This is a genomic window from Paraburkholderia kirstenboschensis (genome assembly GCF_904848585.1).
GTDB lineage: Bacteria > Pseudomonadota > Gammaproteobacteria > Burkholderiales > Burkholderiaceae > Paraburkholderia > Paraburkholderia kirstenboschensis.
In genome coordinates this window covers 50,619-75,107 of record NZ_CAJHCR010000001.1, presented here as the reverse complement: position 1 = coordinate 75,107, position 24,489 = coordinate 50,619, and the positions used below count along the sequence as shown (strand labels likewise).

Below are 24,489 nucleotides of genomic sequence, written 5' to 3'. Positions count from 1 at the left end.
TTTTTGTTTCTGGCTGTCCGCATTCCGTGCCGACAGCGACACCCGCAACTTCAAGGAGGTTTCTTGATGACGTTCCGCACCGCCGCGCGCGCCATTGCCGCCGCATCGATCGCGCTTCTCGGCGCCGCTTCCGCCACTGCCGTTCTGGCGCAAACGCCGACTGACAATCAGTGGCGCGCAAGCCAGACCACATTGTCGACACTCCTGCAGAACGGCTACAAGATCGTCGCCGTCGTCAATACACCTCGCGGCGTCGGCGGCCCCGCCGACACCATCTATGTCCAGCGCGATCAGAGCGCTTTCAAATGCATAGATCCACAAGGGCCGGAAGCCGGCAAGGAAGCGGGCAAAAACGCGCCGGGCTGCTATGAACTTGCGCCGCCGTCGGGCACGGCTACAGGCTCCGAAGCGAAATAAAAAGCCACCGATGCCGGCTGCGCCAGTCTGCATCGTTCACACGCAGACCTCGCGGCCACTGTGACGCCGTTGAACCCGGCGTTCCAGCCGATGTTCGCCAGCGGCACGAACCGCGACACGGCGGCACTGAACGCGTCGGTCGCGCAGCAAGCGACAACGATCGCTTATCTGAACGACTTCAAGCTGATGTTCACTGTCGCGACCCTGCTGCTCATTCCACTACTGCGGATGATCCGCCCTGCGCAGAAGACGCAAGACGCGTCGACGGCGCATGCGGCGATGAACTGCTCACGCCTCGATGCGAGCGCGCGTCACGCTGAGCAGGCGTGCCATTGCGTCGCGAGCCGCGTCCGCGTCGCGGTCGCGAATCGCCTGGAATACCGCCGTATGTTCGGCGAGCGAAGCGTTGAAGACGTCCGCGCGTTTCGCATTCAGCCGAAGCTGTGCCTCGAGCGTGCGCTCGATCAGCGTGCCGAGCGGTATCAGCAATTCGTTGCTGCACGCGACCAGCACGCTCAGGTGAAATTGCAGATCGGCCCGCACCCATTCGTCGACGTTGCGTGCACCGGCCATCGCGGCGTGAGCGGCCGCAAGTGCGCCGAATGTATCGTCGGAATGTGAAGCAGCCGCTAGACCCGCGGCATATGGCTCAATCATCTCCCGCATTTCCTGCAGCTTGAGCGCGAACTGCATCGGCTCGGCGACGCGCGAATACCAGTCGAGCACGTCGACATCGAGCAGGTTCCACGCGTGTCGTGGCCGCACCCGCGTGCCCACGCGCGGGCGCGATTCGATCAACCCTTTCGATGTCAGCGTGCGCAGCGCCTCGCGCAACACCGTGCGGCTCACGCCGAACGCGTCCATTAACTCCGCTTCACGCGGCAGGATCGAATCAGGCGCGTACTCGCCGCGCAGAATCGCAGTAGCCAGCCTATGGGCGACGCGACCATGCAGATCGTGCTGAATAGCTTCCTCCTTGCGGCGTCGCCGCTCAACATGTGGCGAATAGTACTATTAATAGTACTGTAGCGGCCTTTTGTTGTAGCATGAGAATCCTCGAATATCTGGCACGCGATCGGAGACGCACGATATGAAAATCACCAAGCTCGAAACTTTCATCGTTCCACCGCGCTGGTGCTTCCTGAAGATCGAGACCGACGAAGGCATCGTCGGCTGGGGCGAGCCGGTAGTCGAGGGCCGCGCGCATACGGTCGCTGCAGCGGTCGAAGAGTTGTCGGACTATCTGATCGGCAAAGACCCGCTTCTGATCGAAGACCACTGGCAGGTCATGTATCGCGCAGGGTTCTATCGCGGCGGTCCGATCACGATGAGCGCGATTGCCGGCGTCGACCAGGCGCTATGGGACATCAAGGGCAAACATCACGGCGTGCCGGTGCACGCGTTGCTCGGCGGCCAGGTGCGTGACCGGATCAAGGTGTATTCGTGGATCGGCGGAGACCGTCCGAGCGACGTCGCGAACAACGCGCGCGCCGTGGTTGAACGCGGCTTCAAGGCCATCAAGATGAACGGCTCCGAAGAACTGCAGATCATCGACACCTTCGACAAGGTGCAAGGCGTCATCAACAACGTCGCGGCGGTGCGCGAGGCGGTCGGACCGAACATCGGCATCGGCGTAGACTTTCATGGCCGCGTGCATAAGCCCATGGCCAAGGTGCTGGCGAAAGAACTCGACCCGTACAAGCTGCTCTTCATCGAAGAGCCGGTGCTTTCGGAGAATGCAGAAGCGTTGCGTGACATCGTCAATCAGACGAACACGCCGATTGCACTGGGCGAGCGTCTCTATTCGCGCTGGGACTTCAAGCACATTCTGTCCGGCGGCTACGTCGACATCATTCAGCCGGACGCGTCGCACGCGGGCGGGATCACCGAGTGCCGCAAGATCGCGTCGATGGCCGAAGCCTACGACGTCGCGCTCGCGTTGCACTGCCCGCTCGGCCCGATTGCACTGGCCACCTGTCTGCAGATTGACGCGGTGAGCTACAACGCGTTCATCCAGGAACAGAGCCTCGGTATTCACTACAACCAGGGCAACGACCTGCTCGACTACATCAGGAACCCGGAAGTCTTCAAATATGAAGACGGCTTCGTGTCCATTCCACAAGGCCCGGGCCTCGGAATCGAAGTGAACGAGGAGAAAGTGCGCGAGATGGCGAAGGTCGGTCACCGCTGGCGCAATCCGGTTTGGCGTCACGCGGACGGCAGCGTCGCCGAGTGGTAATCGCATCACTCGCTCGTTGACTGACGCCGCCTGCGGGCGGCGTCCTCTTTTGAGCGTCGTTACGGAATACAGCGCGCCCGCTCACGCCTTCCTGAAGGCTTGCTTGCCCTTTGTTCGGCATCAGACAGATACATGGCCTGCTCCTTGCTGAAATGCGTCCGAACAACGAATGCATCGGGGAGTCTCATGGGCGAATTCATTCCGGATTATCTGCTGCGCGAGCAGGCAGCCGTCGGCGCGCTCGTGCTGTTCGGCGTGCTTCGCGTGATAGGCGCGGCCGTCGCGTATGAACGCGGCTGGCGCATCGCGGCGCTCGAGAAATGGTTTGTCGTCGCCGCCGTCGTGTATTGCATCCCGCAGCTTTCCGATCTGCTCATGCATGTGTACGGCGCGCATGCAGCAGCCGCCGAATTCGAAGGCAAGGTGGCTGGCTGTGCAATCGCGCTATTTTTTGCGCCAATTCTCGGTCATCGGCTAGGTCTCGAATGAATTGGTCGATCGGTCGAATGCTCGACATGCCGTTCTTCGTTCGAGTTGCTCGACCTTTCAGAGCCGCCAAGCCGACATACGGCATGGGCGACGTGCTTAAGCTCAAATCTGGCGGATGCGCAATGACCGTCGCGTGCAGCGGTCCTGTGCTGTTCGCATCGGGCAACTGGCTGATCCGCCAATGGCTCAACGACGCCGGCGAATTGACGCAGGAGACGTTTCCCGAGGAGACGCTCGAACCGCAAAGGTCAAAAGCCCGGCTCTCACATACCGGGCAGTAGCGGGTTCGCCGGCCAACGCATCGCGTACGTGGTTATCGCGCCGCAGGTTGAAACCGCGCAGCGCATTTTTCCGCACGCGCCGCGACGCCTACTCACAGTATGGCCCGCGCCGTGGCGCCGGCCATCTCGAGTATCGAACTCAGCTCACCATCGCGAACGCCGGCACGCTATGCGACAGCGCGGCAGCAGCGACGAATACGCCGATCATGGCAAGCGCTTCCAGATAAAGCACGTTGGCGAACGTATGGGCGTCCATCGTCGATGCAGTCCGGCGCAGACGCGGAAGCGCAAGAAAGCGGTTCAGGCCGCCGAGCACGAGCGCGAGCGCGACGAGCGAAAGCTTGAGGATCAACACGTGGCCCCATGTGCTCGACCCGATCGCCTCGAATGAGCCGCCCGAGCCGCGCACCGCGTTGAAGATGCCGGAGAGCAGCACGAAGCCCACCGCGACCGCCGACACGTTCGACACCTGCGTCGCTGTACGGATCAATATGCCGCGCGCGGTCGACGTGCCGAGCGCCGGCAATACGGCCAACCCGGCCGTGATCGCGAGGCCGCCCCACACGCTCGTCACGAGCACATGAAGTGTTTGCATTGCGATGGCCGCGGATGCGGGGCCAGCGTCCACCGCGTGCCCGAGCGACGCCTTGCCTGCGGCGATCGCAATCACGGCGAGCCACAGCAGCGCGTTGCGCAACATGCCGCTATGACCCGTCATTGCCGTGCCGAGCAACACCAGTGCGCCCGCGAACGCAACGCTCCAGCCGTAGCCGACATGTGTCTGGGTGAGCACCGTCGGTATGAAGGCAAACGCGGCGGGAAGCGCAACGCCACTCATCGACGCCGCCTGATACAACAGCCAGCCGAGGTCCGCGAGCACCAGTACGACGCTCGCAGTCAGCATTGAACGTTGCGCGCGCAACCAGGCGGGACGCCCGGGCGCGATCTTCGCCTTGGCATCGTTCGCGAGCCACGCGCCAAGCAATGCCGAACCGACGGCGAATGCAAACGCGACGTTCATGAGCGCGGCCATGGCGACCTGCCCGATCCACAAGGCGTCGATGCTCATTTGACGATGAACGCAAAGTCGCCCTGCGTGCGATGACCGTCGGTAGCCACGGCGGTCCAGTGCACCGCGTAGCGTCCCGCGCCCAACTGCGGCAGCGGCAGATGCATGACGCGCGCGTCGTGCTTATCGACTTGCGACGCAGCAGGCGCGACTGCCTTGCCGTTCGCGTCGTCCAGCGCGATTTTGCTGAAGGCCGGCTCGAGCGGCTCGGTGAAGTGGAGGGTGACCTCTGCGGGTGCGGCGACTTCGGCGTTGGCTGCGGGCTCGCTGGAAACGAGATGCGCATGCGCGAATGCCGTGGACGTCAGGACGAGCGCCGCGGCGCCGAGCGCGGACGAAACCCACGCCGGACTGGAAAGATTGATTAGCTTCATGTAAGGCCGATAGCGGATGAACGGGAAAACGGCGGGCGCCTGCCGGACCGGATGAACCGGATCCCTGCGCGCGAGCAGATCTCGCCCGCGGTCCGGCGCCCGGAAGTGTACGCTTCGATGGTGCGCGCGCGGGTCGGTTCAACATCGCGCGGGCAAAAGTTTGCCGGGTACAGCGATTGCAACCGTGGACCACGCACCAACGTCTGACAAGACGCGGGAGTTCCGCGCGGCGATGCGCGTCAAACTGTCGCACGCCTGTGACAGCCGCAAGCTCGTCGAATGTGGCAAATAGTCATCATCACCCTTCGATGATAGAATGCTGCGTCGCCGCAGCGCCGGCTGCCCTTCACACCGAGCCGCTCGAAGTTCGGTCAGGTCCCCGATTTTGATGGAGTTACGCGTGTCTTCAAGACGCATTTTCCGCCCGTTGCTTGCCCTTCTGCTGATCGGCTCCGCGGGTGTCTATAGCGCTGCGAAAGCGCAGACTCAACCGAAGGCCCCCGATACTATGGAAGCGCGCGTGCAAGGTTGCACGGCCTGCCACGGCACGCACGGTCAAGGTACTGACAACGACTACTTCCCGCGCCTTGCGGGCAAGCCGGCCGACTATCTGTACAACCAGTTGCAGAATTTCCGCGAAGGGCGCCGCAAGTATCCGCCCATGAATTACCTCGTCACGTATCTTTCCGACGACTATCTGCATCAGATCGCCACGTACTTCTCGAAGCAACGTCCGCCGTATCCGCAGCCGGCCAAGCCGACTGTGTCGTCGACCACGCTCGCTCGCGGCCAGCAGATCGTGCTGAACGGCGACGCGTCGAAGCAGATTCCGGCTTGCGCGGCTTGCCACGGCAAGGGCCTGACCGGCATGGAGCCGGCCATCCCGGGTCTCGTCGGTCTGCACTCCGACTACATCAGCGCGCAGCTCGGCGCATGGCGTTCGGGCACGCGCCACGCAATCGCACCTGATTGCATGCACACCATTGCCACGCGTCTCACAGACGAAGACGTGAACGCGGTCGCTGCCTGGCTTTCCACGCAACAGGCCCCACAAAACCCCGTGCCGGCTCCGGCCCGCTCGATGAAGACTCCGCTTGCCTGCGGCAGCGAACCGCAATAAGGCACCGGGAGAGACACTCAAATGAAACGCAAGTCTTTGTTCGCCCTCTCGGCAGTTGTCGTTGTCGCGGCTGCTGCACTCGTTCCCGTCCTGTGGTCGGGCGGCGACCATCTGCATAACGGCTCGGCCGTGGCGGCAACGCCCGCCGACCAGGCTGCGCTCGTGAAGAAGGGCGAGTACCTCGCCCGCGCCGGCGACTGTATCGCCTGCCACACGGTCCGCGGCGGCAAGCAGTTCGCCGGCGGCCTGCCCATGGCCACGCCGTTCGGCACGATGTTCACGCCGAACATCACGCCTGACGACCAGTACGGTATCGGCAAGTGGACGCAGGACGACTTCTACCGCGCCATGCACACCGGCCGCTCGAAAGACGGCAGCCTGCTCTATCCGGGCTTCCCGTTCACGAGCTACACGAAGGTCACGCGCGCCGACTCGGACGCAATCTATGCGTATCTGCGCTCGGTCGCGCCGGTCAACGTGGCGAGCCGTCCGCACGAACTGAAGTTCCCGTTCAACCAGCGCAACATGCTGATCGGCTGGCGCACGCTGTTCTTCCGTGAAGGCGAGTACAAAGCGGATCCGACCAAATCGGTCGAATGGAACCGCGGCGCGTACCTGATCGAAGGCCTCGGCCATTGCGGCATGTGCCACACGTCGATCAACGCAATGGGCGGCCCGGTCAATTCAGCGGCTTTTGCCGGCGGCCTGATCCCGCTGCAGAACTGGTACGCACCGTCGCTCACGTCGAACAAGGAAGCGGGCCTCGGCGACTGGGAAACGAAAGACATCGCCGATCTGCTGAAAACAGGTGTGTCGAACCGCGGCGCGGTGTTCGGCCCGATGGCCGAAGTGGTTCACAACAGCCTGCAGTACATGAGCGATGCGGACATCAACGCAATGGCCACGTACCTGAAGACGATTCCGCAGAAGAGCGAAGCACCGGAGCCGCTCCAACTGGAAACGTCGGAAAAGTTCGGCGGCGAACTGTTGAAGCAAGGTCAGAAGATCTACGCTGACAATTGCGCCAAGTGCCACGCGGACAACGGCCTCGGCCAGCCGCCGGCCTTCCCGCCGCTCGCGAACAACCAGTCGATCCAGATGCCGTCGGCGGTCAACCCGATCCGCATGGTGCTGAACGGCGGTTATCCTCCGAGCACGGAAGCGAACCCGCATCCGTACGGCATGCCGCCGTTCGCGCAGTCGCTGTCGAATCAGGAAGTGGCAGCTGTCGTCACCTACATCCGTATGTCGTGGGGCAACCACGGCACGGCCGTGTCGCCGCAGCAAGTGTCGGATCTGCGTTCGGCGCCGCTCGACTAAGCAGCGTTCGGTGCACCGGGGGCGCGGCCTGCGAAATTCGCGGCCGCGCCCTTCGTTTTTTGAGGACCGGTATCATGAGGCTGCGGCAACAAATGCCTCGATGAAACCGTGCAGGAGGAAAGACCGTGCATGTCGGTGAGCGTTTCAACAGCATTACCCACCTCGTCGGCGCCGTGCTGTCGGTGGTGGGGCTGGCTACGCTCGTGACGATGGGCGCGGTAGAGGGCGACGCGTACAAGGTGGTCAGCTTCAGCGTGTACGGTGCGATGCTGTTCGTGCTGTATGCTATCTCGACGCTTTACCATAGCGTGCGCAGCCCCCGTATCAAGGCAGTGCTGCAGAAATGCGACCATTCGGCGATCTATCTGCTGATCGCCGGAAGCTACACTCCGTTCACACTTGTCACGTTGCGCGGGCCGTGGGGTTGGTCGCTGTTCGGCGTAAGCTGGGGGCTTGCCGCTCTTGGCATCGTGCAGGAACTGACGCTCGGGCGACGCACCCGCAGCGTTTCGATGGTGCTGTATGTCCTGATGGGATGGCTCGCGCTCGTTGCCGTCCGCCCGCTGGTTCAAGCATTACCGGCTGCGGGCACTGCCTGGCTCGTGGCCGGCGGGGTCATCTACAGCGCCGGCATCTACTTCTTCATCAACGACGAGCGCATCCGGCACGGACATGGTATCTGGCACCTGTTCGTACTGGCGGGCAGTCTGTGTCAATTCGTCAGCGTTGCGCGCTATGTCGCGTAACGTCCACGGCGGCGAAATGCAACTTAAGGCCAGTCAACGTGTCTGCATAGCGCGTTGAAGCATTCGGCACGCATCCGAGCGTGCCGCCGATTTCTCTGCGAACGGAACTGGGCTTCGGCCTTGATCTCGATCACGCCATGCGGCGTGTTCATGCCGCATTTGTGCCCGCTGGGGGCCCATGTGTGCCGTTCGCGAAACTGCATTGCAAAGAGTTTCTATGTCTTTTGATTCCCTCGGCTTGTCCGAACCCCTGGTCCGCGCTGTACACGAACTCGGCTACACCACTCCGACTCCCATCCAGACGCAAGCGATCCCCGCTGTGCTGAACGGCGGCGATCTGCTGGCCGGCGCGCAAACCGGCACCGGCAAGACGGCCGGCTTCACGCTGCCGATCCTGCAGCGTCTCAATTCCATGCCCCCGCACGCCTCCGCGTCGGGCAAGCGCGCGGTCCGCGCGCTGATCCTCACGCCTACGCGTGAACTCGCCGCGCAGGTCGAAGAAAGCGTGCGCGCCTACGGCAAGTATCTGAAGCTGAAATCGACGGTCATGTTTGGCGGCGTCGGCATCAATCCGCAGATCGGCGCGCTCAGGAGCGGCGTGGACATCGTCGTCGCAACGCCTGGCCGATTGCTCGACCATATGCAGCAGAAGACCATCGACCTGTCGCATCTCGAGATTCTCGTGCTCGATGAAGCGGACCGGATGCTCGACATGGGCTTCATTCACGACATCAAGCGCGTGCTGGCCAAGCTGCCGCCGAAGCGTCAGAACCTGCTCTTCTCGGCAACTTTCTCCGACGAGATCAAAACGCTCGCCGACAATCTGCTCGACTCGCCGGCGCTGATCGAAGTCGCGCGCCGCAATACGACGGCGGAAACGGTTGCGCAGAAAATTCACCCGGTGGATCGCGACAAGAAGCGCGAGTTGCTCACGCATCTGATCAAGCAGCACAACTGGTTTCAGGTGCTGGTGTTCACACGCACCAAGCACGGCGCCAATCGCCTCGCCGAACAGCTGACCAAAGACGGCATCAGCGCGCTGGCGATTCACGGCAACAAGAGCCAGTCGGCTCGTACGCGTGCGCTCGCCGAGTTCAAGGATGGCACGCTGCAGGTGCTGGTCGCCACGGACATCGCCGCGCGCGGCATCGACATCGATCAGTTGCCGCACGTCGTCAACTTCGATCTGCCTAACGTGCCGGAAGATTACGTGCACCGGATCGGCCGCACCGGTCGCGCGGGTGCGACGGGCGAGGCAATTTCGCTGGTGTGCGTCGACGAACTGCAATTGCTGAAGGACATTGAGAAGCTGATCAAGCGTCCGGTGCCGCAGGAAGTGATCGCCGGTTTTGAACCGGACCCGACCGCGAAGCCGGAACCGATTTTGCGCCGTGGCCAGGGCGGTGGTGGCGGCGGCGGTCGTTCGCCGCGTCAAGGTCAAGGCGCGCCGAAGGGTGGCAACGGCGGCGCAGCAAAACCAGCGCAACGCTCGGGGCAACGTCCGGCGAACGGCCAGCAGCAGCCGAAGCCGCAAGCCGCGAAGCCGGCCGGCAACGCCGGACAGCCGCGCCGCGACGGTCAGCGTCAGGACGACCGTCCGCGCGCTATTGCTCATGAAGGTAGCGCCGCGCAGCACGCGCCGCGCAAACCGCAGAGTGGCAATCCGGGTGCATTGCTCGGCGGCGCAAAATCGCGCAACGACTCGCCGCGCGGGGGCAATCCGGCGCGCAGTGGTCAGCGTGGCCGTTGAGGGTTCGGGAGGTTGAGGTTGGCGGTTGAGCTTGGCGGCTGCGGTTCGCGGCTGAGCTTGGCCGCCGCGCTCGGCGGTTCCGAGGCTGACCACACGCACGCTGGCCGCTGAGCCCCGCCATTAAGCCTGACCGTTGAGTCCCGCCTCTCAGCGCGACGGCCAGACTAGAGGCCGCCAAGCCTCGCCATTACGCGCCGCCGCGAGGCGCGCTATACAAGGCGAAAGCCGCAAGCCCCTCCTCTCCACCATCCAGCAAACACAGCCGCAGCAACGGCGCCGGCGCCTTACCTCAAGCCCCCAACGCCGCGGCCCGTTTCAAGTGCTCGATCTGCCGCTCCCATCGGTCGAGTACCTTTTCTGCCTCTCCTTCCAGTTCAAACGTAATGCCGCTTGTCAGGCGCGCATAGCGCACGCTTTGCGTTTCCGCCGAATCAATCGAGCAGTTCACGTAGACGAGACCGCTGTCGTCGCCATCGGCCGGCGGCAGCGGCGCGGCGAGCAACTGCACCTGATAAAACGCCCCTTCCAAGACGAAGCTCAACGCCGCGCGCCCACTCTGCGCGATCGCGCGCGCCGCCCGGGCTTGCGGCCATAGCGCGATACAAAGCGTGCGCGAATCGGGCGCGTACAACTCGCCTGCGCCGAGCAGCGACGTGCGGATATGCTGATTCGCGTCGACGGTCAGCAGCGAGGCCGTGAAACCCGTCTTGCTCGCGAGCGACGAGCCGTCGAATAGCGCGCGAACCGCGTCGGGCCATTCGTCGAATGCGGTCTGCTCGAGCGGGCGCTGGGGCAAGGAGGAATCGCTCATCGCAAGTGTCCGGTTGGAGGGCAAGCCTCAATGATGCCCTGAAAAACAGATGGCCCGCATGCGCGGGCCATCTCGCGGGCCATCATTACGCTGGCGAATTGCCGATGTTCGCAATACCGCTTAACGGAAGAACACATGCTGCGTGATTTTGGCGAGCGGGTAATGCACGCCGGGCTGAATCTTCGCCGGCAAATCGAGCGGCTTGAGCAGCATTTTCACGCACATGTCGGCCGACAGATTACGCCGCACGAGTGCATTGATGCGCGCGGCCCGCTCGCGGTTGTAGGCCTGGTCGCGCACGCGCTCCGGATAACGGATCGCGAACACGTGACGCAACGCGATCTCCGAGTCTTCGTTCTTGATCTCGATTACTCGACGCATTAACGCGCCCAGAACGGCGAGCCGGCCATTGCCCTCGATCTTGTTGTACTTCTTGAAGTACTTGAAAAAGTGTTTGTAATGGCGGACCTCGTCGGTACGAATGTTGTCGGTAATCTCCTTGAGCACCGGTTCGTCCGAACACTCGCCAATCGCGCGATACAAGGTCGCCGTACCCGTTTCGACGACGCACCGCGCCACCATTTCAAGCGCGCGAGTCTTTTCAAAATCTTCCACGGAACAGGTCAGCGAATATTCGTCCATGAAATTACGGAACGCGGTGTCCCAATCGAATTCTGGCCACACGTACGCGATATACGTTTTTAGCGCGCGGCCGTGTTGCATTTCCTCGGGCTCCCACTCGTTGTTGAGCCACGCGGAAACTTCCGGATCGCCGTCGAAAAACTTGCTTAGATTACTGGTGTAAAGATCGGTGCCGCTTTCAATAAATGAAGCAGCACACAGCAGCAATAACAGGTCTTCGTTCGCGACCGCTTTCTGGCGATCAATGCGCGTGAGGTCTATGTCCTCGATCCGCCAGGGCATGACGTGGTTCAGCTCTGTGTGCATCGTGTCTTGCTCCGAAAGCTGTATCGACTCGTGGAGCATGCTTGGAACCGCTGCTATCGCGCTACCTCGCGTTGCGGTTCGCCGTGTCGGATACAGCGCCGTGAATTAGAGTTAACCCCTTGTGTTTGCATCTTAGCCGCTGTTTCGCAAGTCTGCAGACAACCCCGCACAGACCGTACCGATTGGCCAAGGTTCCAATTTCACGATAGACGAAAGTTTCAGTGAGGCAAGCACGATTGCACGGCGCACAAAAAAGCCAGCTCAGCGAGCCGGCTTTTTTTCGCAAAACGCGACATACCGCGGCTCGAAAGTTACGGCGCGCGGATACTTCGAGTCATCTTTCGAGACGCGTTCAAGAAGGCGCGATCAAAAGCCCGCTGCCAGACCGTCGCGGCGGCTGTCGCTGGCGGCAACATAACCGCGCTCCGGATCATTGCGATCGAGCTTCCAGATGTACTGGCCGGAACCGAAATCCATGTAAGGATCGTCGACGGATTTAATCGTGTGGCCGAGCTTCTGCAACCCTTCAGCCGTCTTTGCGTCGAGCGTCGATTCAATGTCGATCGTGAAGTCGCGGTTGACCTTCCAGCGCGGTGCGTCGCATGCGGCCTGCGGCTGCTGACCGTAGTCGAGCATACGCACGACAGATTGCAAATGCCCCTGCGGCTGCATGTCGCCGCCCATCACGCCGAAGCTCATGACCGCTTCCTGCTGCCCGTCCACCTGCTGCGTGAGGAATGCGGGGATGATCGTGTGGAACGGCCGCTTACCGCCTTCCACCACATTCGGCGACTTCGGATCCATCGAGAAGCCGCAGCCGCGATTCTGCATCGAGATGCCGGTGTCGGGTACCACGATCCCCGATCCGAAGCCCATGTAGTTCGACTGAATAAAACTGACCATCATGCCGCGCTCGTCCGCCACCGACATGTAGATGGTGCCGCCGGCCTTCGGCATGCCGAAATCGAACTGCGTGGCGCGCTTGTGATCGATCAGCTTCGCGCGCGACGCAAGGTAAGCGTCGTCGAGCATCTGCTCGGGCGTGACTTCCATGGAGCGCGGATCGGCAACGTACCGATAGACGTCCGCGAACGCGAGTTTCATCGCCTCGATCTGCAGGTGCTGAGACTCCACGTTGTCGACCGTCAACTCCTTCACATCGAACCGTTCGAGGATGCCGAGCGCGATCAGCGCCGCGATGCCCTGCCCGTTCGGCGGAATCTCGTGCACGGTGTACCCGCGATAGTCCTTGCCGATCGGCTCGACCCAATCCGCGCGATAGTTGCGCAAATCGTCGACCGTCAGCGCGCCGCCGCATTCACGCGAAAACGCCGCGATTCGCTCGGCAATCTCCCCTTCGTAGTACGCGCGCGGACCTTGTTCGGCGAGTTTGCGCAGCGTCTTGCCGTGGCCGGGAAAGCGCACGAGTTCGCTCACTTCCGGCGCGCGTCCGCGGGGCATGAAGGTGGACGCGAACCCCGGTTGGTCCTTCAACTCCGGGACCGCCGCTGCCCACTTGTGGGCGACGATGCTGGCCACCGCGTGACCGCGCTCGGCAATTTCGATGGCGGGCTCCATCAGATCCGCGAACGGCAGCGAGCCGAACTTCTGGTGCAGCGCTTCCCAGCCCGCGATAACGCCGGGAACGGTCACCGCATCCCAGCCGCGCTTAGGCTGAATCGCAAGGCCGTCTTCCTCGCCGTATTTGCGTTTGAAGTAGTCGACGCTCCAGGCCGCCGGCGCCACGCCCGACGCATTCAGGCCGTGCAGCTTGCGGCCGTCCCAGACGAGCGCGAACGCGTCGCCGCCAAGACCGCACGAGACCGGCTCGACGACCGTGATCGCGGCTGCCGCAGCAATTGCCGCGTCGACCGCGTTGCCGCCTTTCCACAGCATGCGCAGCCCCGCCTGGGCCGCGAGCGGGTGCGACGTCGAAACGATGTTGCGCGCGAACACAGGCAAGCGCGGTGTCGGGTAAGGGTTTTGCCAGTTGAAGCCAGTCATGTCGAACGCTCTCGAAAGCACGGTCAGGCGACGCAAGCCGCCGGACACAAAAGGAAAGATGAAACGCGGACGGAACGGAAAATCTTCGATTGCAGCGCGAGCCGCCGCAAAACGCAAATTCATTTATCGCATGGATAAATGCGCCGCGGCGCTGAATGCCCCGGATGTGCGGCGCGCGCAGGCTTATGCATGTCGCACGAGTTGGCAGACCACCGGCGCGATGGTCTTACAATACACGCACACTCGCATACGCATCCCGCCCATGCCGGGCCGCGGCAGGCACCGATAACAACCCATCACCGAGACCCATGACCCGAGACCCCCGCCTCACTCTCAATGCCCGGCAACAGGAACTGCTGGAGTGGGTGCAACGCGACGGCTTCGTGACCGTGGACGACCTCGCGGCGCACTTCGACGTGACGCCGCAGACGATCCGCCGCGACGTCAACTGGCTCGCCGACATGAACCTGCTGCGCCGCTATCACGGCGGCGCGAGCCTGCCGACCAGTTCCGAGAACGTCTCGTACACGGCGCGCCAGCGCATGTTCCATGACGAAAAACGGCGCATTGCGGCGCTAGTGGCCACTCACATTCCCGACCAGGCGTCGCTCTTCATCAATCTCGGGACCACCACCGAGGAAGTCGCGCGCGCGCTCAACCGGCATCGCGGGCTGCGCGTGATCACCAACAATCTGAACGTCGCCAGCATGATGAGCGGCTATCCCGACTGCGAGGTGCTGGTGACGGGCGGCATCGTGCGGCCGTGGGACAAAGGCATCGTGGGGGAACTGGCGATCGACTTCATCCGCCAGTTCAAGGTGGACTTCGCGATCATCGGGACCTCGAGCATCGAAACCGACGGCACCCTGCGCGATTTCGACACCCGCGAAGTGCGCGTGGCCGAAGCCATCATCCAGCATGCACGCACTGTTTTTCTCGCCGCCGACAGTTCGAAGTTCGGCCGCCCTGCGCTGGTTCGTCAGGGACACCTCGACCAGATCGACGCGCTCTTCACCGATGCGGCCCCGCCCCCTGACATGGCCGAGACGCTCACCGCCGCCAATTGCCAGGTGTACGTGGCCGGTTGAGCAGGCGGTCGCGGCCATGTTGCAGCGCACGCGAAACTTCAAGTGAAATCAAGGATCTGGCCGCAGCGAATAACCGCCTCTGTGAGGAGCCGTTGTCAAAGGGAAAATTTACAGGGGACGGTTTGGTGTTTAACGTTTGCTTGACTACACTCCAGTTCCCCGGCGTTCATTGCGTGCCCGCGTGCCGCCGGTGCTAAGTAAACCTGTCGTAGCCGTACCTCCCGCCCCATCTTTTTGCGGACCACCTGGCAATGGCTCTTGCCATTCATGCCAGTCGCCGTCAAGGCTGTCCGCGTTTGCTTGACATGGAGAGAAACGATGCTGAGTCCGCACGAATTCGCCACGTTGTTGCTCGTCAAGGACGCTCCCAATCAGGTAGACATGGAGCGAGAAGAACTCGACGCCCTCCTCGAACGTCAGCTCGTGCAACTGGAGCGGCTCGCCTCGGGCAATGAACAATGGCGTGTAACGGAATCCGGCGATAGCGCACTCCGAGCAATCAAACGCCTTTCCTGATAACAACCCGCGCATCGTCGGGCTCATTGCCAGTTCACGGCCGGCGCGGCTGCTAGCTCAGCCGCATGCGCACGGCCGACCCTCGAGCCGGTTAGTCCATTGTGTATGTGTCGACGTGGGCGCCCGCAGCGGCGCCCGCTTTCGTTTCGCTCGCGTCACTCAATGATCGGATACACCGCCCGAGCCGCCACGGCCGCCCCGGCCGCCAGCGAACGACAAAACCTCAACCGCTGCGCAACGTCGGGTCGACCGCGGCGCGCCAACTCAGTGCTCGCGCGCGCTGCTCCGTGAAAAACGCGACCCATTGATTGCGAATCTGCGGGTCGGTACTCGCCCCCTGGCTCGTGTAGCGCTGCGCGATTTCCATCTGAAATGCGCAGTAATCTTCCTTCGACAACCGCCCGCGCCGGTTCGCCACATACGCGTCGAACAACGTCGCATACACGCCCTGAGCGTCGTTGCCGTAGTCGACCGGCTGGGCGCTGCACATCTGCTGCAACGAGACGAACGACGGCGCGCCCATCGTTCCGCTCAAGCTCGGCGAAGCGACGCACCCTGCGAGAAGCGCTGCCGCGCCCACCATGAAAAGTACACGCATGAAATCACCTTGAAATGGCTACTGCCAAGAGTATCGTCCGTGGCCGCGCGTTGCGCCACTACGTTGGCCGTTCGATAGAGGTGCGCTCGGACGTGCGAACTTTACTTTTTCGAATTTGTTCATTAAAGTTCGAAAACGAACACTATCGGTTCGATAAGGCTTTCAGAAAATTTCGTACGAGTCAGGAGACGCAGCAGGTGACGCAAGGCACGAGATACGATTTGCTCGTCGTGGGCGGCGGGATCAACGGCGCAGGCATCGCACGCGACGCGGCGGGCCGAGGCCTGTCCGTGCTGCTGTGCGAGCAGGACGACCTGGCAGCGCATACGTCCTCGGCAAGTACCAAACTGATCCACGGCGGCTTGCGCTACCTCGAGTACCGCGAGTTCGGGCTGGTTCGCAAGGCGTTGCAGGAGCGTGAGACGTTACTGCGCGCTGCGCCGCACATCATGTGGCCGCTGCGCTTCGTGATGCCGCACATGCCCGATCTGCGTCCGGCCTGGCTGATTCGGGCCGGTCTGTTCCTTTACGATCACCTCGCCCGTCGCGAACTGCTGCCCGGTTCGCGCGGCATCGTGATGCGCGACCATCCGGCCGGCGCGCCGCTCGTCGAATCGATCAAGCGCGGCTTCGTCTACTCGGACGGCTGGGTCAACGACGCTCGCCTCGTCGTGTTGAACGCGCTCGACGCCGCCGAGCACGGCGCGAAGATTCTCACGCGCACCAGGCTGCTGAGCGCCGTGCGTGCAGGTGGCGAATGGCGCGCGCAACTGAAGCGCGCGGACGGCACGACCGTTGACGTGCGAGCCGCGTCGATCGCGAATGCCGCAGGCCCGTGGGTCGGCGAGCTGCTGCAAGGCGCGCTCGGCCGTCCAGCGTCGCACAGCGTGCGGCTCGTCAAGGGCAGCCACATCGTCACGCGGCGCTTGTTCGAACACGACCACGCGTACATCTTCCAGAATCCGGACAAGCGGATCATCTTCGCGATTCCGTACGAGCACGACTACACGCTGATCGGCACAACCGACCTCGAATATCGCGGCGACCCCGCGCAAGTCGCAATCAGCGCCGACGAGACGCAGTATCTGTGCGACTCGATCAATCGCTACTTCAAGCAGAAGATCTCCCCGGCCGACGTGCGCTGGACCTATTCGGGCGTGCGGCCACTGCTCGAGGAAGAAGGCGCGGACAATCCGTCGGCCGTGACGCGCGACTACTCGCTCGAACTGGACACGCCGGCGGGCGAAGCACCGCTGCTGTCCGTGTTCGGCGGCAAGATCACGACCTTTCGCAAGCTCGCCGAAGAAGCCGTCGACAAGCTCGCGCACGCTCTCGGCAGTAACGCGCCTTCGTGGACGGCCGGCGCGCCGTTGCCCGGCGGCGATATCCCGCAGGCAAACTTCGAGCGCTTTCTCGCTGGACTGAAGCAGCAGCACGCGTGGTTGCCGGCGGACCTCGCGCACCGCCTCGCCCGTGCTTACGGCACGCGAGTGAAGAACGTGATCGCCGGCGCTCGCTCGCTCGCCGATCTCGGCCACGCATTCGCGCCGGGTCTCTACGAGGCCGAGCTGACCTATTTGCGCGACACCGAATGGGCACGCAGCGCGCACGACGTGCTATGGCGCCGCTCGAAGCTCGGCCTGCACGTCGAGCCGGGCACGCTCGACTCGATCACACGCGACATCGACGCGTGGTTCGCTCGCCAACCCGAGCGACAGAGCGCGTAACCTGGTAGAAGTGCGCGCGCTCGCAGCATAAAAAACCGTTTCACCCCTCGGCTGCATCGAGCCGGCTGCACCGACTCGCGCGGTTGCGGCCGCTTGGAACGACAAGCCGTTCCCGTCGCCGGTAAGCTGTTACGGCGATTCATAAAACGCATGGAGAAGAGACAATGCAGGATCAGTACATCCTCGCGCTTGACCAGGGCACCACCAGTTCACGCGCGATGCTGTTCGACCGCCTCGGCAATGTCGTGTCGACGGCACAAAAGGAGTTTGAGCAGATCTATCCGCGTCCTGGCTGGGTCGAGCACAACCCGCAGGAAATCTGGTCGACGCAGGCGGGTGTCGCTGCCGAAGCCGTGACGCGCGCCGGCATGAACGGCACGTCGATCGCCGCGATCGGCATCACCAATCAGCGCGAAACCACGATTGTCTGGGATCGCGAGACCGGCCATCCGATCTACAACGCGATTGTCTGGCAGGACCGCCGCACCGCCGACTTCTGCGACCAGCTCAAGGAGCAAGGCCTCGAAGCCAAGGTTCGCGCGAAAACAGGCCTGCCGATCGACTCGTATTTCTCGGCGACGAAAATCCGCTGGATTCTCGACAACGTGGAAGGCGCACGCGAAAAAGCGAAGCAAGGCCGCCTCGCGTTCGGCACCGTCGATAGTTGGCTCGTGTGGAATTTCACCAAGGGCGGCCTGCATGTCACCGACGTGACCAACGCGTCGCGCACCATGCTGTTCAACATCCACACGCTGAAGTGGGACGACGAACTGCTCGACGCGCTCGACATTCCGCGCAGCATGCTGCCCGAAGTGCGTCCTTCGTCCGAAGTGTACGGGCCCACCAAGACCACCGTATTCGCCTCGAAGATTCCGCTCGCGGGCATCGCCGGCGACCAGCACGCGGCGCTCTTCGGCCAGATGTGCACCGAATCGGGCATGGTGAAGAACACCTACGGCACCGGCTGCTTCCTGGTGATGAACACCGGCGACAAGCCGATTGAATCGAAGAACAATCTCGTCACTACGATTGCCTGGCAGATCGGCGATCAGATCAACTACGCGCTCGAAGGCAGCATCTTCATTGGCGGCGCGGTCGTGCAATGGCTGCGCGACGGTCTGGGCATCATCAAGAACGCGGCTGAGATCGAAACACTGGCACGCGGCGTGCCGCATTGCGACGGCGTCTATCTGGTGCCCGCGTTCGCCGGGCTCGGAGCGCCGCACTGGAATGCGCGCGCCCGCGGCACGCTGTTCGGCGTGACGCGCGGCACTACGTCCGCGCATATCGCTCGCGCCGCGCTCGATTCGATCGCGTATCAGTCGCTCGACGTTCTGAAGGCGATGGAGGCCGACTCCGGCATTCGAATCGGTGAATTGCGTGTGGATGGCGGCGCTTGCGCGAACAACCTGCTCATGCAGTTCCAGGCCGACATCCTCGGTGTGGACGCGGTTCGCCCCAAAGTGTCGGAAACCACTGCGTTGGGCGCCGCGTATCTGGCGGGCCTCGCGGTCGGCTACTGGAAAGATGTGGACGAACTGCAAAGCCAGTGGAAGCTCGACCGCCGCTTTACGCCCGCGCTCGAACAAGCGGACGTCGAGGAATGTCTCGACGGCTGGAAGCGCGCGATTCGCGCCGCCAAAGCATGGGCCGACACGCCGTGAGAGCGGCCTTCGCGTTGTTCGCAGCTGAGCGTTCGGCATGAGGCAAGTCCAACCAGGCTGAACGCGGCCGCGACCGCAGCGCGATGAAAGCGCGACGAAACAACAAAAGCCAACGACGAGGCGGCAAGCAGCAGGCCACGAAACACAACGAGGCCGCCCGTCTCGCGGTTTCCCTAACAAAAACATTTCGGATACCCAACAATGTCTCCATACATTGCGGAATTCATCGGCACGGCGCTCGTCGTGCTGCTCGGCGACGGTGCTGTCGCCAACGTGCTGCTCGCGCGCACCAAAGGCAAGGGCGCGGATCTGATTGTGATCGTGATGGGCTGGGCAATGGCCGTTTTCATCGCGGTCTACGTCACTGCGTCGTACAGCGGCGCGCACCTGAATCCGGTCGTGACGGTCAGTCTTGCGCTCGCGGGCAAGTTCGCGTGGGCCAAGGTCCCCGGCTATATCGCGGCGCAAATGCTCGGCGGGATGGCTGGCGCGCTGCTCGTGTGGGTTGCGTATCGCCAGCACTTCGCGAAAGAGGGCGACGCCGACGTCAAGCTCGGCGTGTTCTGTACCGCGCCCGCGATTCGCAGCGTGCCTCACAACCTGCTGACCGAGATGATCGCGACCTTCGTGCTGATTCTCGGCGTGCTGTATCTAGCCTCGCCGCAAGTCGGTCTCGGTGCGCTCGACGCGCTGCCGGTCGGCCTGCTCGTGCTCGGCATCGGCATCTCGCTCGGTGGCCCGACGGGTTACGCGATGAGTCCCGCTCGCGATCTGTCGCCGCGTCTGATGCATGCGCTGCTGCCAATTCCCGGCAAGCGCGACAGCGACTGGCGCTATGCATGGATTCCGGTGTGCGGGCCGCTCGTCGGCGGCGCCGTGGCGGCGGCTCTCTATCTGTATCTGCATACGCGCTGATCTCGCCGCGTGGTGTGGAACAGCTGACGCGCGAGAGAATCGCGGGCGATAGCGTCGGTGGAAAGCGGTGGAAAGCACGGTGGAAAGCGACGGCGCGACGCGCGCCGCGTCAAAGCACGTATCATGGCGCTGTCACACGGCGCGCATGGGCTGGCCATTCACCGGCCCACACGCCTTCGCTTTCCGTTCCTTCAGGCATGATCGACCATCTCATTTGCGACTGCGACGGCGTGCTCGTCGACAGCGAAGTCATTGCTGACCGCGTCATGTTCGAGACGCTATCCGCGACTTTCCCCGGCCTCGACTTCGAACCCATCGTTAAGACGGCCTTTGGCCAGCAAACGTCGCGCTTTCTCGAAGGCATCGAGAAAACATTCGACATCGCTCTGCCGCCCGACTTCTTGAACACGATCGAACACAATGTCGAACTCGCGCTCGCCGCATCGCTTAGTCCGATCAACGGCGTGCGAACTGCGCTGCAACGCGTGACGCTGCCGGCCGCCGTCGTGTCCAACAGCCGCATGGCGCGCGTGACTGCGTCGGTGCAGCGTGCCGGACTGCAACAGATTTTCGGCGAGCGCATTTTCAGCGCCGAGCAGGTCGCACGTCCCAAACCTTTTCCCGATGTCTACCTGTTTGCCGCGCAGACGCTCGGCGTCGAGCCATCGCGATGCATCGTCGTGGAAGACAGCGTGGCGGGTCTGAACGCGGCGCGCGCGGCGGGCATGAAGACGATCGCTTTCGTCGGCGCGAGCCATATTCCCGATGGCTACGCGGACGCGCTGCGCGAGATGGGCATGACGCGCATCATGAAACACATGGACGAATTGCCCGCGTTGCTCGAAGCGGGCGTACGGGGAGAATTCGGCGACGTGCAGTCGTAGCGGTCTGCCACAAAGGTAGCGCTGACAAAAACAGGCCGACCGCATGCGGTCGGCCTCGTGCTTCGAGTCCCAAGTGCTGCGTTCAAAACGCATTCAACCAACGCGCTGCAACAAACCGAAAATAGCCCGTCACAGAGCGGCGTTCGAACAGCGCGTGATCCGGCGCGCGCCGCGCCGAATCACACCCCTAGGTTCACGCTTCCTGCTCGACGCATTCACGCGCCTCAGCCAACGCGCGACGGAACTCGGCCAGCTCGGCGATCGTCAGCATCGGCAAATTATGCTGCGCGGCGAAGCGTTCGACGTCTGCGCCGCGCGTCATCGTGCCGTCGGCGTTCATCAATTCGCACAGTACGCCGGCCGGCTTCAGGCCCGCGAGAATCGCGAGATCCACCGTGCCCTCCGTATGGCCGCGCCGCGCAAGCACGCCGCCCGGCATTGCCCGCAACGGAAACACGTGGCCGGGGCTCACGATGTCGCCGGGCTTCGCAGTATCGGCAATTGCGGCGCGAATGGTCGTTACGCGGTCGAGTGCGGATACTCCGGTCGTCACGCCTTCGCGTGCTTCGATCGAAACCGTGAACGCCGTGCCATGACGGCTTTCGTTGTTGGCGGCCATCGGCGGAAGTTCGAGCGCGCGGATCTTCTCGTCGGGCAGGCACAAACAGACGATCCCGCTACATTCGCGAATCAGCAGCGCCATCGTTTCGACGGAAAGACGCTCGGCGGATACGATCAGATCGGCCTCGTTCTCGCGGTCGTCATCGTCTTGCAGCACGACGGCGCGGCCATCGCGCATTGCTTGCAGCGCGGCGGCGATACGCGGCGGAACGGGTTCGGTGTCGAGCAGCGGGAGATCGGCGAATGCATCGTCCGCAATCGTCGACGGGGCAGGAAAAGTAGCAAAGGACATAGTTGAAACGCTCATCGCAAAAGTGGGGCGAAAAACGTTTCAGGGCATTGCAAACAGACAAAGACGCGCCGCGAAGCGCCTCTGCATAGTCGAGGCGGCGTTCATGCACCGCCCGAACCTGCGAGCGGCGCCACGGAGACGAACATGACTATCTGCACATCTTCTTCCATCCGGACTGTGACCGTCGGCTCTGGCTTCTCACCAGATCTGCTGACCCCGCGGCGGCTTCCCGATTTTGCTGAAAGCCAGACGACTGCGGGCGCTCGCGGGCTCGCCGGCTCACGCTTTCGCGTTGCCGGCATACCGCCGGTGGGGAATTTCACCCCGCCCTGAAGACGCACTGATTGCCGGAGAACCGGCGGGCCAAGCATACAACAGTCGCGCGCGAGTTGCAGCGCAACCCTACTGCGCAACGGGATTCGCGGTCGGGGGCCATGGTCACCCACGTCTCTGACTTCGACATGCTGACAAGCGAGCCGACTCGACCCCGGCGCGTTTGATCAAACCGGCGCGGCTTCGCGCGCCGTGTCAGGCTGCGCGGGCACGTCCCAGCGCGGCGGCGTCTCCGCCTTCAACGTCACGCGAAACGCGCGCGCTTCGGTGTCGCCGGGATTGCGCAGACTATGCGGCTGATCGGCGTCGAACACGATCGCGTCGCCTGTTGCCAGCAACTGACGTTGATCGTGCACGCTCACTTCGAGCGTGCCCTCACTGACCACGAGGTTCACCGTCGTGCCCGGCGCGCGACGCGTGCCTGCTTCCGTGTGCAACGGCGCGATGCGCAACTCGTGAAATTCCGCAGCGGTCGGTTCGTTGTCGGGATAGAGCGGACGAACCGAATAGCGTCCGTTGGAACTGACGACGCGCGACGAGCGCTCCGCCGGCAAGTGCTCGAAGCCATTGGTCGCGTGACGTCGCAGGAACGCCGCGACCGACACTTTCAACGCGGCCGCCACTTTGCAGAGCACCTTGATCGACGGCACGCTGCGCGCCGACTCGATCTGCGCGAGCATTGCGCGAGACACGCCTGATGCGCGGGCCAGAGCATCGAGCGACAACTGGCGCTCGGCGCGCAAGCGCGCGAGATTTACGCCGACCAGATGTTCGAGTGCATCGAAGGGTTCAGCGGCACGCGGCGGCGCATCGGTATCAGCCGTGGGATCGCGAACCAGAGCAAGCGGGGAATGCATGATTGCCTCCAGAAGCGCCGCCGGACGGCGGGCAAGCAGTTAGTGGAAGCAAGATAGCATCGCGCCCCGCCGCGCCCAACGAAGTTATCTTCACACTGTTATCAGCATTGCGGAGGACGTTTCTCGCAAAGCTTGTGCGGATTTTTCATATGCGCGCGGCTTCGACTTTCGTTAGAGCGCGCCGATGAACCTCACGGCAACGGCGGCTTGCACACTCGGAGCGCTTAGGCCCGCTCGCGCACTTCCACATCGCGTTGAATGATCGACCGCGGCGCCGTCCGGTCCATGCGCGATGCGAACCACGTCAGCAACAGAGCCGCAACGCTCACGGCCGCCGCAACCCAAGGCAACGTATCGAGCGAATGGCCGTGATCGATCACGAGACCTCCGAGCCACGCGCCGCCCGCATTGCCGACGTTGAACGCGCCAATGTTCAGGGTCGACGCAAGATTCGGCGCCTTGGCCGCCTTCTCGACCACGCGCATCTGCAACGGCGGCACGGTCGCGAAGGCGGCAATGCCCCACACGAACACCGTGATTGCCGCGGCCACCTGCGAATGACTGGTGCGCGCGAAAATCGCCATCACCACCGCCAGCGCCGCGAGAATGCCCATCAACGAGGGCATCAGCGCGCGGTCCGCGAGCTTGCCGCCGACCGTGTTGCCGATCGTAAGTCCCACGCCGAACAGCACGAGAATCAGCGTGACGGCGCGCGGCGAGAAGCCGCTCACCTGCTCCAGAATCGGCGCGATATACGTGAACACGACGAATACGCCGCCGAAGCCGAGCACCGTCATCGCCAGCGCCGTCCACACTTGCGGGTCCTTCAGCACGCGCACTTCATGACCGAGACCGGCAGGACCCGAATCGTGGCGATTGGGCACGAGTGCCGTCACGCCCGCGAGCGACAGCACGCCGAACCCGCTGACAATCCAGAAGGCCGCGCGCCAGCCGAACTCCTGGCCCACGAAAGTGCCGAACGGCACGCCGAGCACGTTGGCAAGCGTAAGGCCGGTGAACATCAACGCAATAGCGCTCGCGCGCTTCTCGTTCGGCACGAGCGACGCGGCCACCACTGCGCCAATGCCGAAAAACGACCCGTGCGCGAACGACGTCACCACGCGCGCGATCATCAGCACGGAATAATCGGACGCAATCGCACACAACGTATTGCCGACGATGAAAACGCCCATCAGCAACTGCAGCGCGAGCTTGCGCGGCATCCGGCTCGTGACGACGGCGAGCAGCGGCGCGCCGACCGCGACGCCGAGCGCATACCCGCTCACCAGCAATCCCGCCGACGGAATCGACACCGCGAGATCGCGCGCGACCTCGGGCAGCAAGCCCATGATGACGAACTCGGTCGTCCCGATAGCGAAGGCGCTGATCGCGAGCGCGAGTAATGGAATCGGCATTTGTTGTTCTC

24 protein-coding genes, 1 pseudogene and 1 riboswitch are annotated in these 24,489 nt (G+C 63.1%); of the genes and pseudogenes, 15 read left to right on the top strand and 10 right to left on the bottom strand.

Features of this window, described 5'->3' with window-relative positions; all coding sequences use genetic code 11:
- Positions 1 to 66: 66 nt before the first annotated feature.
- Both JMY24_RS00355 and JMY24_RS38215 read left to right on the top strand, forming a co-directional pair.
- A complete protein-coding gene (locus tag JMY24_RS00355) occupies positions 67 to 417 on the top strand; it encodes a hypothetical protein (RefSeq protein ID WP_128595791.1) in 351 nt (116 codons plus the stop codon).
- Positions 418 to 453: 36 nt separating this feature from the next.
- A pseudogene (locus tag JMY24_RS38215) lies at positions 454 to 702 on the top strand (EmrB/QacA family drug resistance transporter); the annotation flags it as partial.
- A 3-nt stretch (positions 703 to 705) separates the two neighbouring features.
- Here JMY24_RS38215 and JMY24_RS00350 read toward each other — a convergent pair.
- Positions 706 to 1,383, bottom strand: coding sequence for a FadR/GntR family transcriptional regulator (locus tag JMY24_RS00350; RefSeq protein WP_128595792.1), 678 nt, complete (start codon positions 1,381 to 1,383; stop codon positions 706 to 708).
- Positions 1,384 to 1,507: 124 nt separating this feature from the next.
- Here JMY24_RS00350 and dgoD point away from each other — a divergent pair, with 124 nt between their 5' ends.
- The 3 genes from dgoD (at position 1,508) to JMY24_RS38210 (ending at position 3,426) form a co-directional block, all read left to right on the top strand.
- A complete protein-coding gene (gene dgoD, locus JMY24_RS00345) occupies positions 1,508 to 2,656 on the top strand; it encodes a galactonate dehydratase (protein WP_128595793.1) in 1,149 nt (382 codons plus the stop codon).
- Between the two features lie 186 nt (positions 2,657 to 2,842).
- Positions 2,843 to 3,145: a hypothetical protein gene (locus JMY24_RS00340; protein WP_201701271.1), complete on the top strand. Its 303-nt coding sequence runs from the start codon at positions 2,843 to 2,845 to the stop codon at positions 3,143 to 3,145.
- Complete coding sequence (locus JMY24_RS38210) at positions 3,142 to 3,426, top strand: YodC family protein (protein WP_128595794.1); 285 nt, start codon at positions 3,142 to 3,144, stop codon at positions 3,424 to 3,426. Before JMY24_RS00340 ends, JMY24_RS38210 begins: the two co-directional genes overlap by 4 nt.
- Positions 3,427 to 3,565: 139 nt before the next feature.
- Here JMY24_RS38210 and JMY24_RS00330 read toward each other — a convergent pair whose 3' ends face one another.
- Together JMY24_RS00330 and copC are read right to left on the bottom strand one after the other, a co-directional pair.
- Positions 3,566 to 4,495: a CopD family protein gene (locus JMY24_RS00330; protein ID WP_128595795.1), complete on the bottom strand. Its 930-nt coding sequence runs from the start codon at positions 4,493 to 4,495 to the stop codon at positions 3,566 to 3,568.
- On the bottom strand, positions 4,492 to 4,869 hold the full coding sequence (gene copC, locus JMY24_RS00325) for a copper homeostasis periplasmic binding protein CopC (RefSeq protein ID WP_128595796.1): 378 nt from the start codon (positions 4,867 to 4,869) through the stop codon (positions 4,492 to 4,494). Before copC ends, JMY24_RS00330 begins: the two co-directional genes overlap by 4 nt.
- Before the next feature lie 388 nt (positions 4,870 to 5,257).
- Between copC and JMY24_RS00320 the strand changes: the two genes are divergently transcribed.
- The 4 genes from JMY24_RS00320 to JMY24_RS00305 all read left to right on the top strand — a co-directional run bounded on the left by JMY24_RS00320 (position 5,258) and on the right by JMY24_RS00305 (position 9,805).
- Entirely contained in the window at positions 5,258 to 5,989 is a 732-nt protein-coding gene (locus JMY24_RS00320) for a c-type cytochrome (protein ID WP_033379637.1), read from the top strand.
- Positions 5,990 to 6,010: 21 nt separating this feature from the next.
- Complete coding sequence (locus tag JMY24_RS00315) at positions 6,011 to 7,309, top strand: c-type cytochrome (RefSeq protein WP_128595797.1); 1,299 nt, start codon at positions 6,011 to 6,013, stop codon at positions 7,307 to 7,309.
- Positions 7,310 to 7,434: 125 nt separating this feature from the next.
- Entirely contained in the window at positions 7,435 to 8,055 is a 621-nt protein-coding gene (gene trhA, locus JMY24_RS00310; protein ID WP_128595798.1) for a PAQR family membrane homeostasis protein TrhA, read from the top strand.
- A gap of 217 nt (positions 8,056 to 8,272) precedes the next feature.
- The gene (locus JMY24_RS00305) at positions 8,273 to 9,805 is read left to right on the top strand and encodes a DEAD/DEAH box helicase (RefSeq protein ID WP_201701270.1); all 1,533 of its coding nucleotides are present in this window, start codon (positions 8,273 to 8,275) and stop codon (positions 9,803 to 9,805) included.
- Positions 9,806 to 10,094: 289 nt separating this feature from the next.
- Here JMY24_RS00305 and JMY24_RS00300 read toward each other — a convergent pair whose 3' ends face one another.
- The 3 genes from JMY24_RS00300 to JMY24_RS00290 form a co-directional block, all read right to left on the bottom strand.
- Complete coding sequence (locus JMY24_RS00300; RefSeq protein WP_128595800.1) at positions 10,095 to 10,616, bottom strand: hypothetical protein; 522 nt, start codon at positions 10,614 to 10,616, stop codon at positions 10,095 to 10,097.
- Between the two features lie 120 nt (positions 10,617 to 10,736).
- On the bottom strand, positions 10,737 to 11,564 hold the full coding sequence (locus JMY24_RS00295; RefSeq protein WP_128589461.1) for a ferritin-like domain-containing protein: 828 nt from the start codon (positions 11,562 to 11,564) through the stop codon (positions 10,737 to 10,739).
- A gap of 366 nt (positions 11,565 to 11,930) precedes the next feature.
- On the bottom strand, positions 11,931 to 13,568 hold the full coding sequence (locus JMY24_RS00290; protein WP_128595807.1) for a gamma-glutamyltransferase family protein: 1,638 nt from the start codon (positions 13,566 to 13,568) through the stop codon (positions 11,931 to 11,933).
- A 308-nt stretch (positions 13,569 to 13,876) separates the two neighbouring features.
- Here JMY24_RS00290 and JMY24_RS00285 point away from each other — a divergent pair, with 308 nt between their 5' ends.
- Together JMY24_RS00285 and JMY24_RS00280 are read left to right on the top strand one after the other, a co-directional pair.
- Entirely contained in the window at positions 13,877 to 14,656 is a 780-nt protein-coding gene (locus JMY24_RS00285) for a DeoR/GlpR family DNA-binding transcription regulator (RefSeq protein WP_201701269.1), read from the top strand.
- A gap of 318 nt (positions 14,657 to 14,974) precedes the next feature.
- Complete coding sequence (locus JMY24_RS00280) at positions 14,975 to 15,172, top strand: hypothetical protein (RefSeq protein ID WP_006049938.1); 198 nt, start codon at positions 14,975 to 14,977, stop codon at positions 15,170 to 15,172.
- A 223-nt stretch (positions 15,173 to 15,395) separates the two neighbouring features.
- Here the strand turns inward: JMY24_RS00280 and JMY24_RS00275 are convergent, their stop codons facing one another.
- Positions 15,396 to 15,770, bottom strand: coding sequence for a hypothetical protein (locus JMY24_RS00275; RefSeq protein ID WP_128589469.1), 375 nt, complete (start codon positions 15,768 to 15,770; stop codon positions 15,396 to 15,398).
- A gap of 197 nt (positions 15,771 to 15,967) precedes the next feature.
- Here JMY24_RS00275 and glpD point away from each other — a divergent pair, with 197 nt between their 5' ends.
- The 4 genes from glpD to JMY24_RS00255 all read left to right on the top strand — a co-directional run bounded on the left by glpD (position 15,968) and on the right by JMY24_RS00255 (position 20,960).
- Positions 15,968 to 17,497, top strand: a complete 1,530-nt coding sequence (gene glpD, locus JMY24_RS00270) for a glycerol-3-phosphate dehydrogenase (RefSeq protein WP_128595801.1) — start codon at positions 15,968 to 15,970, stop codon at positions 17,495 to 17,497.
- 164 nt (positions 17,498 to 17,661) lie between these two features.
- On the top strand, positions 17,662 to 19,161 hold the full coding sequence (gene glpK, locus JMY24_RS00265; RefSeq protein WP_027778848.1) for a glycerol kinase GlpK: 1,500 nt from the start codon (positions 17,662 to 17,664) through the stop codon (positions 19,159 to 19,161).
- A gap of 201 nt (positions 19,162 to 19,362) precedes the next feature.
- Entirely contained in the window at positions 19,363 to 20,076 is a 714-nt protein-coding gene (locus JMY24_RS00260) for an MIP/aquaporin family protein (RefSeq protein WP_027778847.1), read from the top strand.
- Positions 20,077 to 20,273: 197 nt separating this feature from the next.
- Positions 20,274 to 20,960, top strand: a complete 687-nt coding sequence (locus JMY24_RS00255; RefSeq protein WP_128595802.1) for an HAD family hydrolase — start codon at positions 20,274 to 20,276, stop codon at positions 20,958 to 20,960.
- Positions 20,961 to 21,153: 193 nt separating this feature from the next.
- On the opposite strand, the gene ribB is transcribed toward JMY24_RS00255, so the two are convergent.
- From ribB to JMY24_RS00240, 3 genes are all read right to left on the bottom strand, one after another.
- On the bottom strand, positions 21,154 to 21,873 hold the full coding sequence (ribB, locus tag JMY24_RS00250; protein WP_128586301.1) for a 3,4-dihydroxy-2-butanone-4-phosphate synthase: 720 nt from the start codon (positions 21,871 to 21,873) through the stop codon (positions 21,154 to 21,156).
- 154 nt (positions 21,874 to 22,027) lie between these two features.
- Positions 22,028 to 22,214, bottom strand: a riboswitch (FMN riboswitch).
- Between the two features lie 159 nt (positions 22,215 to 22,373).
- Positions 22,374 to 23,063, bottom strand: a complete 690-nt coding sequence (locus JMY24_RS00245; protein ID WP_128586292.1) for a helix-turn-helix domain-containing protein — start codon at positions 23,061 to 23,063, stop codon at positions 22,374 to 22,376.
- 224 nt (positions 23,064 to 23,287) lie between these two features.
- Positions 23,288 to 24,478 carry an MFS transporter gene (locus JMY24_RS00240; protein ID WP_128595803.1) on the bottom strand — a complete coding sequence of 397 codons (1,191 nt, stop codon included), beginning with the start codon at positions 24,476 to 24,478 and terminating at the stop codon, positions 23,288 to 23,290.
- Positions 24,479 to 24,489 lie beyond the last annotated feature (11 nt).

Excerpts from the sequence above, each read along its gene's own strand:
- JMY24_RS00245 (WP_128586292.1), bottom strand. The coding sequence starts at position 23,063 with ATGCATTCCCCGCTTGCTCTGGTTCGCGATCCCACGGCTGATACCGAT.
- JMY24_RS00330 (WP_128595795.1), bottom strand. The coding sequence starts at position 4,495 with ATGAGCATCGACGCCTTGTGGATCGGGCAGGTCGCCATGGCCGCGCTC.
- JMY24_RS00275 (WP_128589469.1), bottom strand. The coding sequence starts at position 15,770 with ATGCGTGTACTTTTCATGGTGGGCGCGGCAGCGCTTCTCGCAGGGTGC.
- copC (WP_128595796.1), bottom strand. The coding sequence starts at position 4,869 with ATGAAGCTAATCAATCTTTCCAGTCCGGCGTGGGTTTCGTCCGCGCTC.
- JMY24_RS00320 (WP_033379637.1), top strand. The coding sequence starts at position 5,258 with ATGGAGTTACGCGTGTCTTCAAGACGCATTTTCCGCCCGTTGCTTGCC.
- JMY24_RS00285 (WP_201701269.1), top strand. The coding sequence starts at position 13,877 with ATGACCCGAGACCCCCGCCTCACTCTCAATGCCCGGCAACAGGAACTG.
- JMY24_RS00260 (WP_027778847.1), top strand. The coding sequence starts at position 19,363 with ATGTCTCCATACATTGCGGAATTCATCGGCACGGCGCTCGTCGTGCTG.
- JMY24_RS00290 (WP_128595807.1), bottom strand. The coding sequence starts at position 13,568 with ATGACTGGCTTCAACTGGCAAAACCCTTACCCGACACCGCGCTTGCCT.
- JMY24_RS00340 (WP_201701271.1), top strand. The coding sequence starts at position 2,843 with ATGGGCGAATTCATTCCGGATTATCTGCTGCGCGAGCAGGCAGCCGTC.
- JMY24_RS00240 (WP_128595803.1), bottom strand. The coding sequence starts at position 24,478 with ATGCCGATTCCATTACTCGCGCTCGCGATCAGCGCCTTCGCTATCGGG.
- JMY24_RS38210 (WP_128595794.1), top strand. The coding sequence starts at position 3,142 with ATGAATTGGTCGATCGGTCGAATGCTCGACATGCCGTTCTTCGTTCGA.
- JMY24_RS00280 (WP_006049938.1), top strand. The coding sequence starts at position 14,975 with ATGCTGAGTCCGCACGAATTCGCCACGTTGTTGCTCGTCAAGGACGCT.
- JMY24_RS00355 (WP_128595791.1), top strand. The coding sequence starts at position 67 with ATGACGTTCCGCACCGCCGCGCGCGCCATTGCCGCCGCATCGATCGCG.
- JMY24_RS00295 (WP_128589461.1), bottom strand. The coding sequence starts at position 11,564 with ATGCACACAGAGCTGAACCACGTCATGCCCTGGCGGATCGAGGACATA.
- ribB (WP_128586301.1), bottom strand. The coding sequence starts at position 21,873 with ATGTCCTTTGCTACTTTTCCTGCCCCGTCGACGATTGCGGACGATGCA.
- JMY24_RS00305 (WP_201701270.1), top strand. The coding sequence starts at position 8,273 with ATGTCTTTTGATTCCCTCGGCTTGTCCGAACCCCTGGTCCGCGCTGTA.
- glpK (WP_027778848.1), top strand. The coding sequence starts at position 17,662 with ATGCAGGATCAGTACATCCTCGCGCTTGACCAGGGCACCACCAGTTCA.
- JMY24_RS00315 (WP_128595797.1), top strand. The coding sequence starts at position 6,011 with ATGAAACGCAAGTCTTTGTTCGCCCTCTCGGCAGTTGTCGTTGTCGCG.
- JMY24_RS00300 (WP_128595800.1), bottom strand. The coding sequence starts at position 10,616 with ATGAGCGATTCCTCCTTGCCCCAGCGCCCGCTCGAGCAGACCGCATTC.
- dgoD (WP_128595793.1), top strand. The coding sequence starts at position 1,508 with ATGAAAATCACCAAGCTCGAAACTTTCATCGTTCCACCGCGCTGGTGC.
- JMY24_RS00255 (WP_128595802.1), top strand. The coding sequence starts at position 20,274 with ATGATCGACCATCTCATTTGCGACTGCGACGGCGTGCTCGTCGACAGC.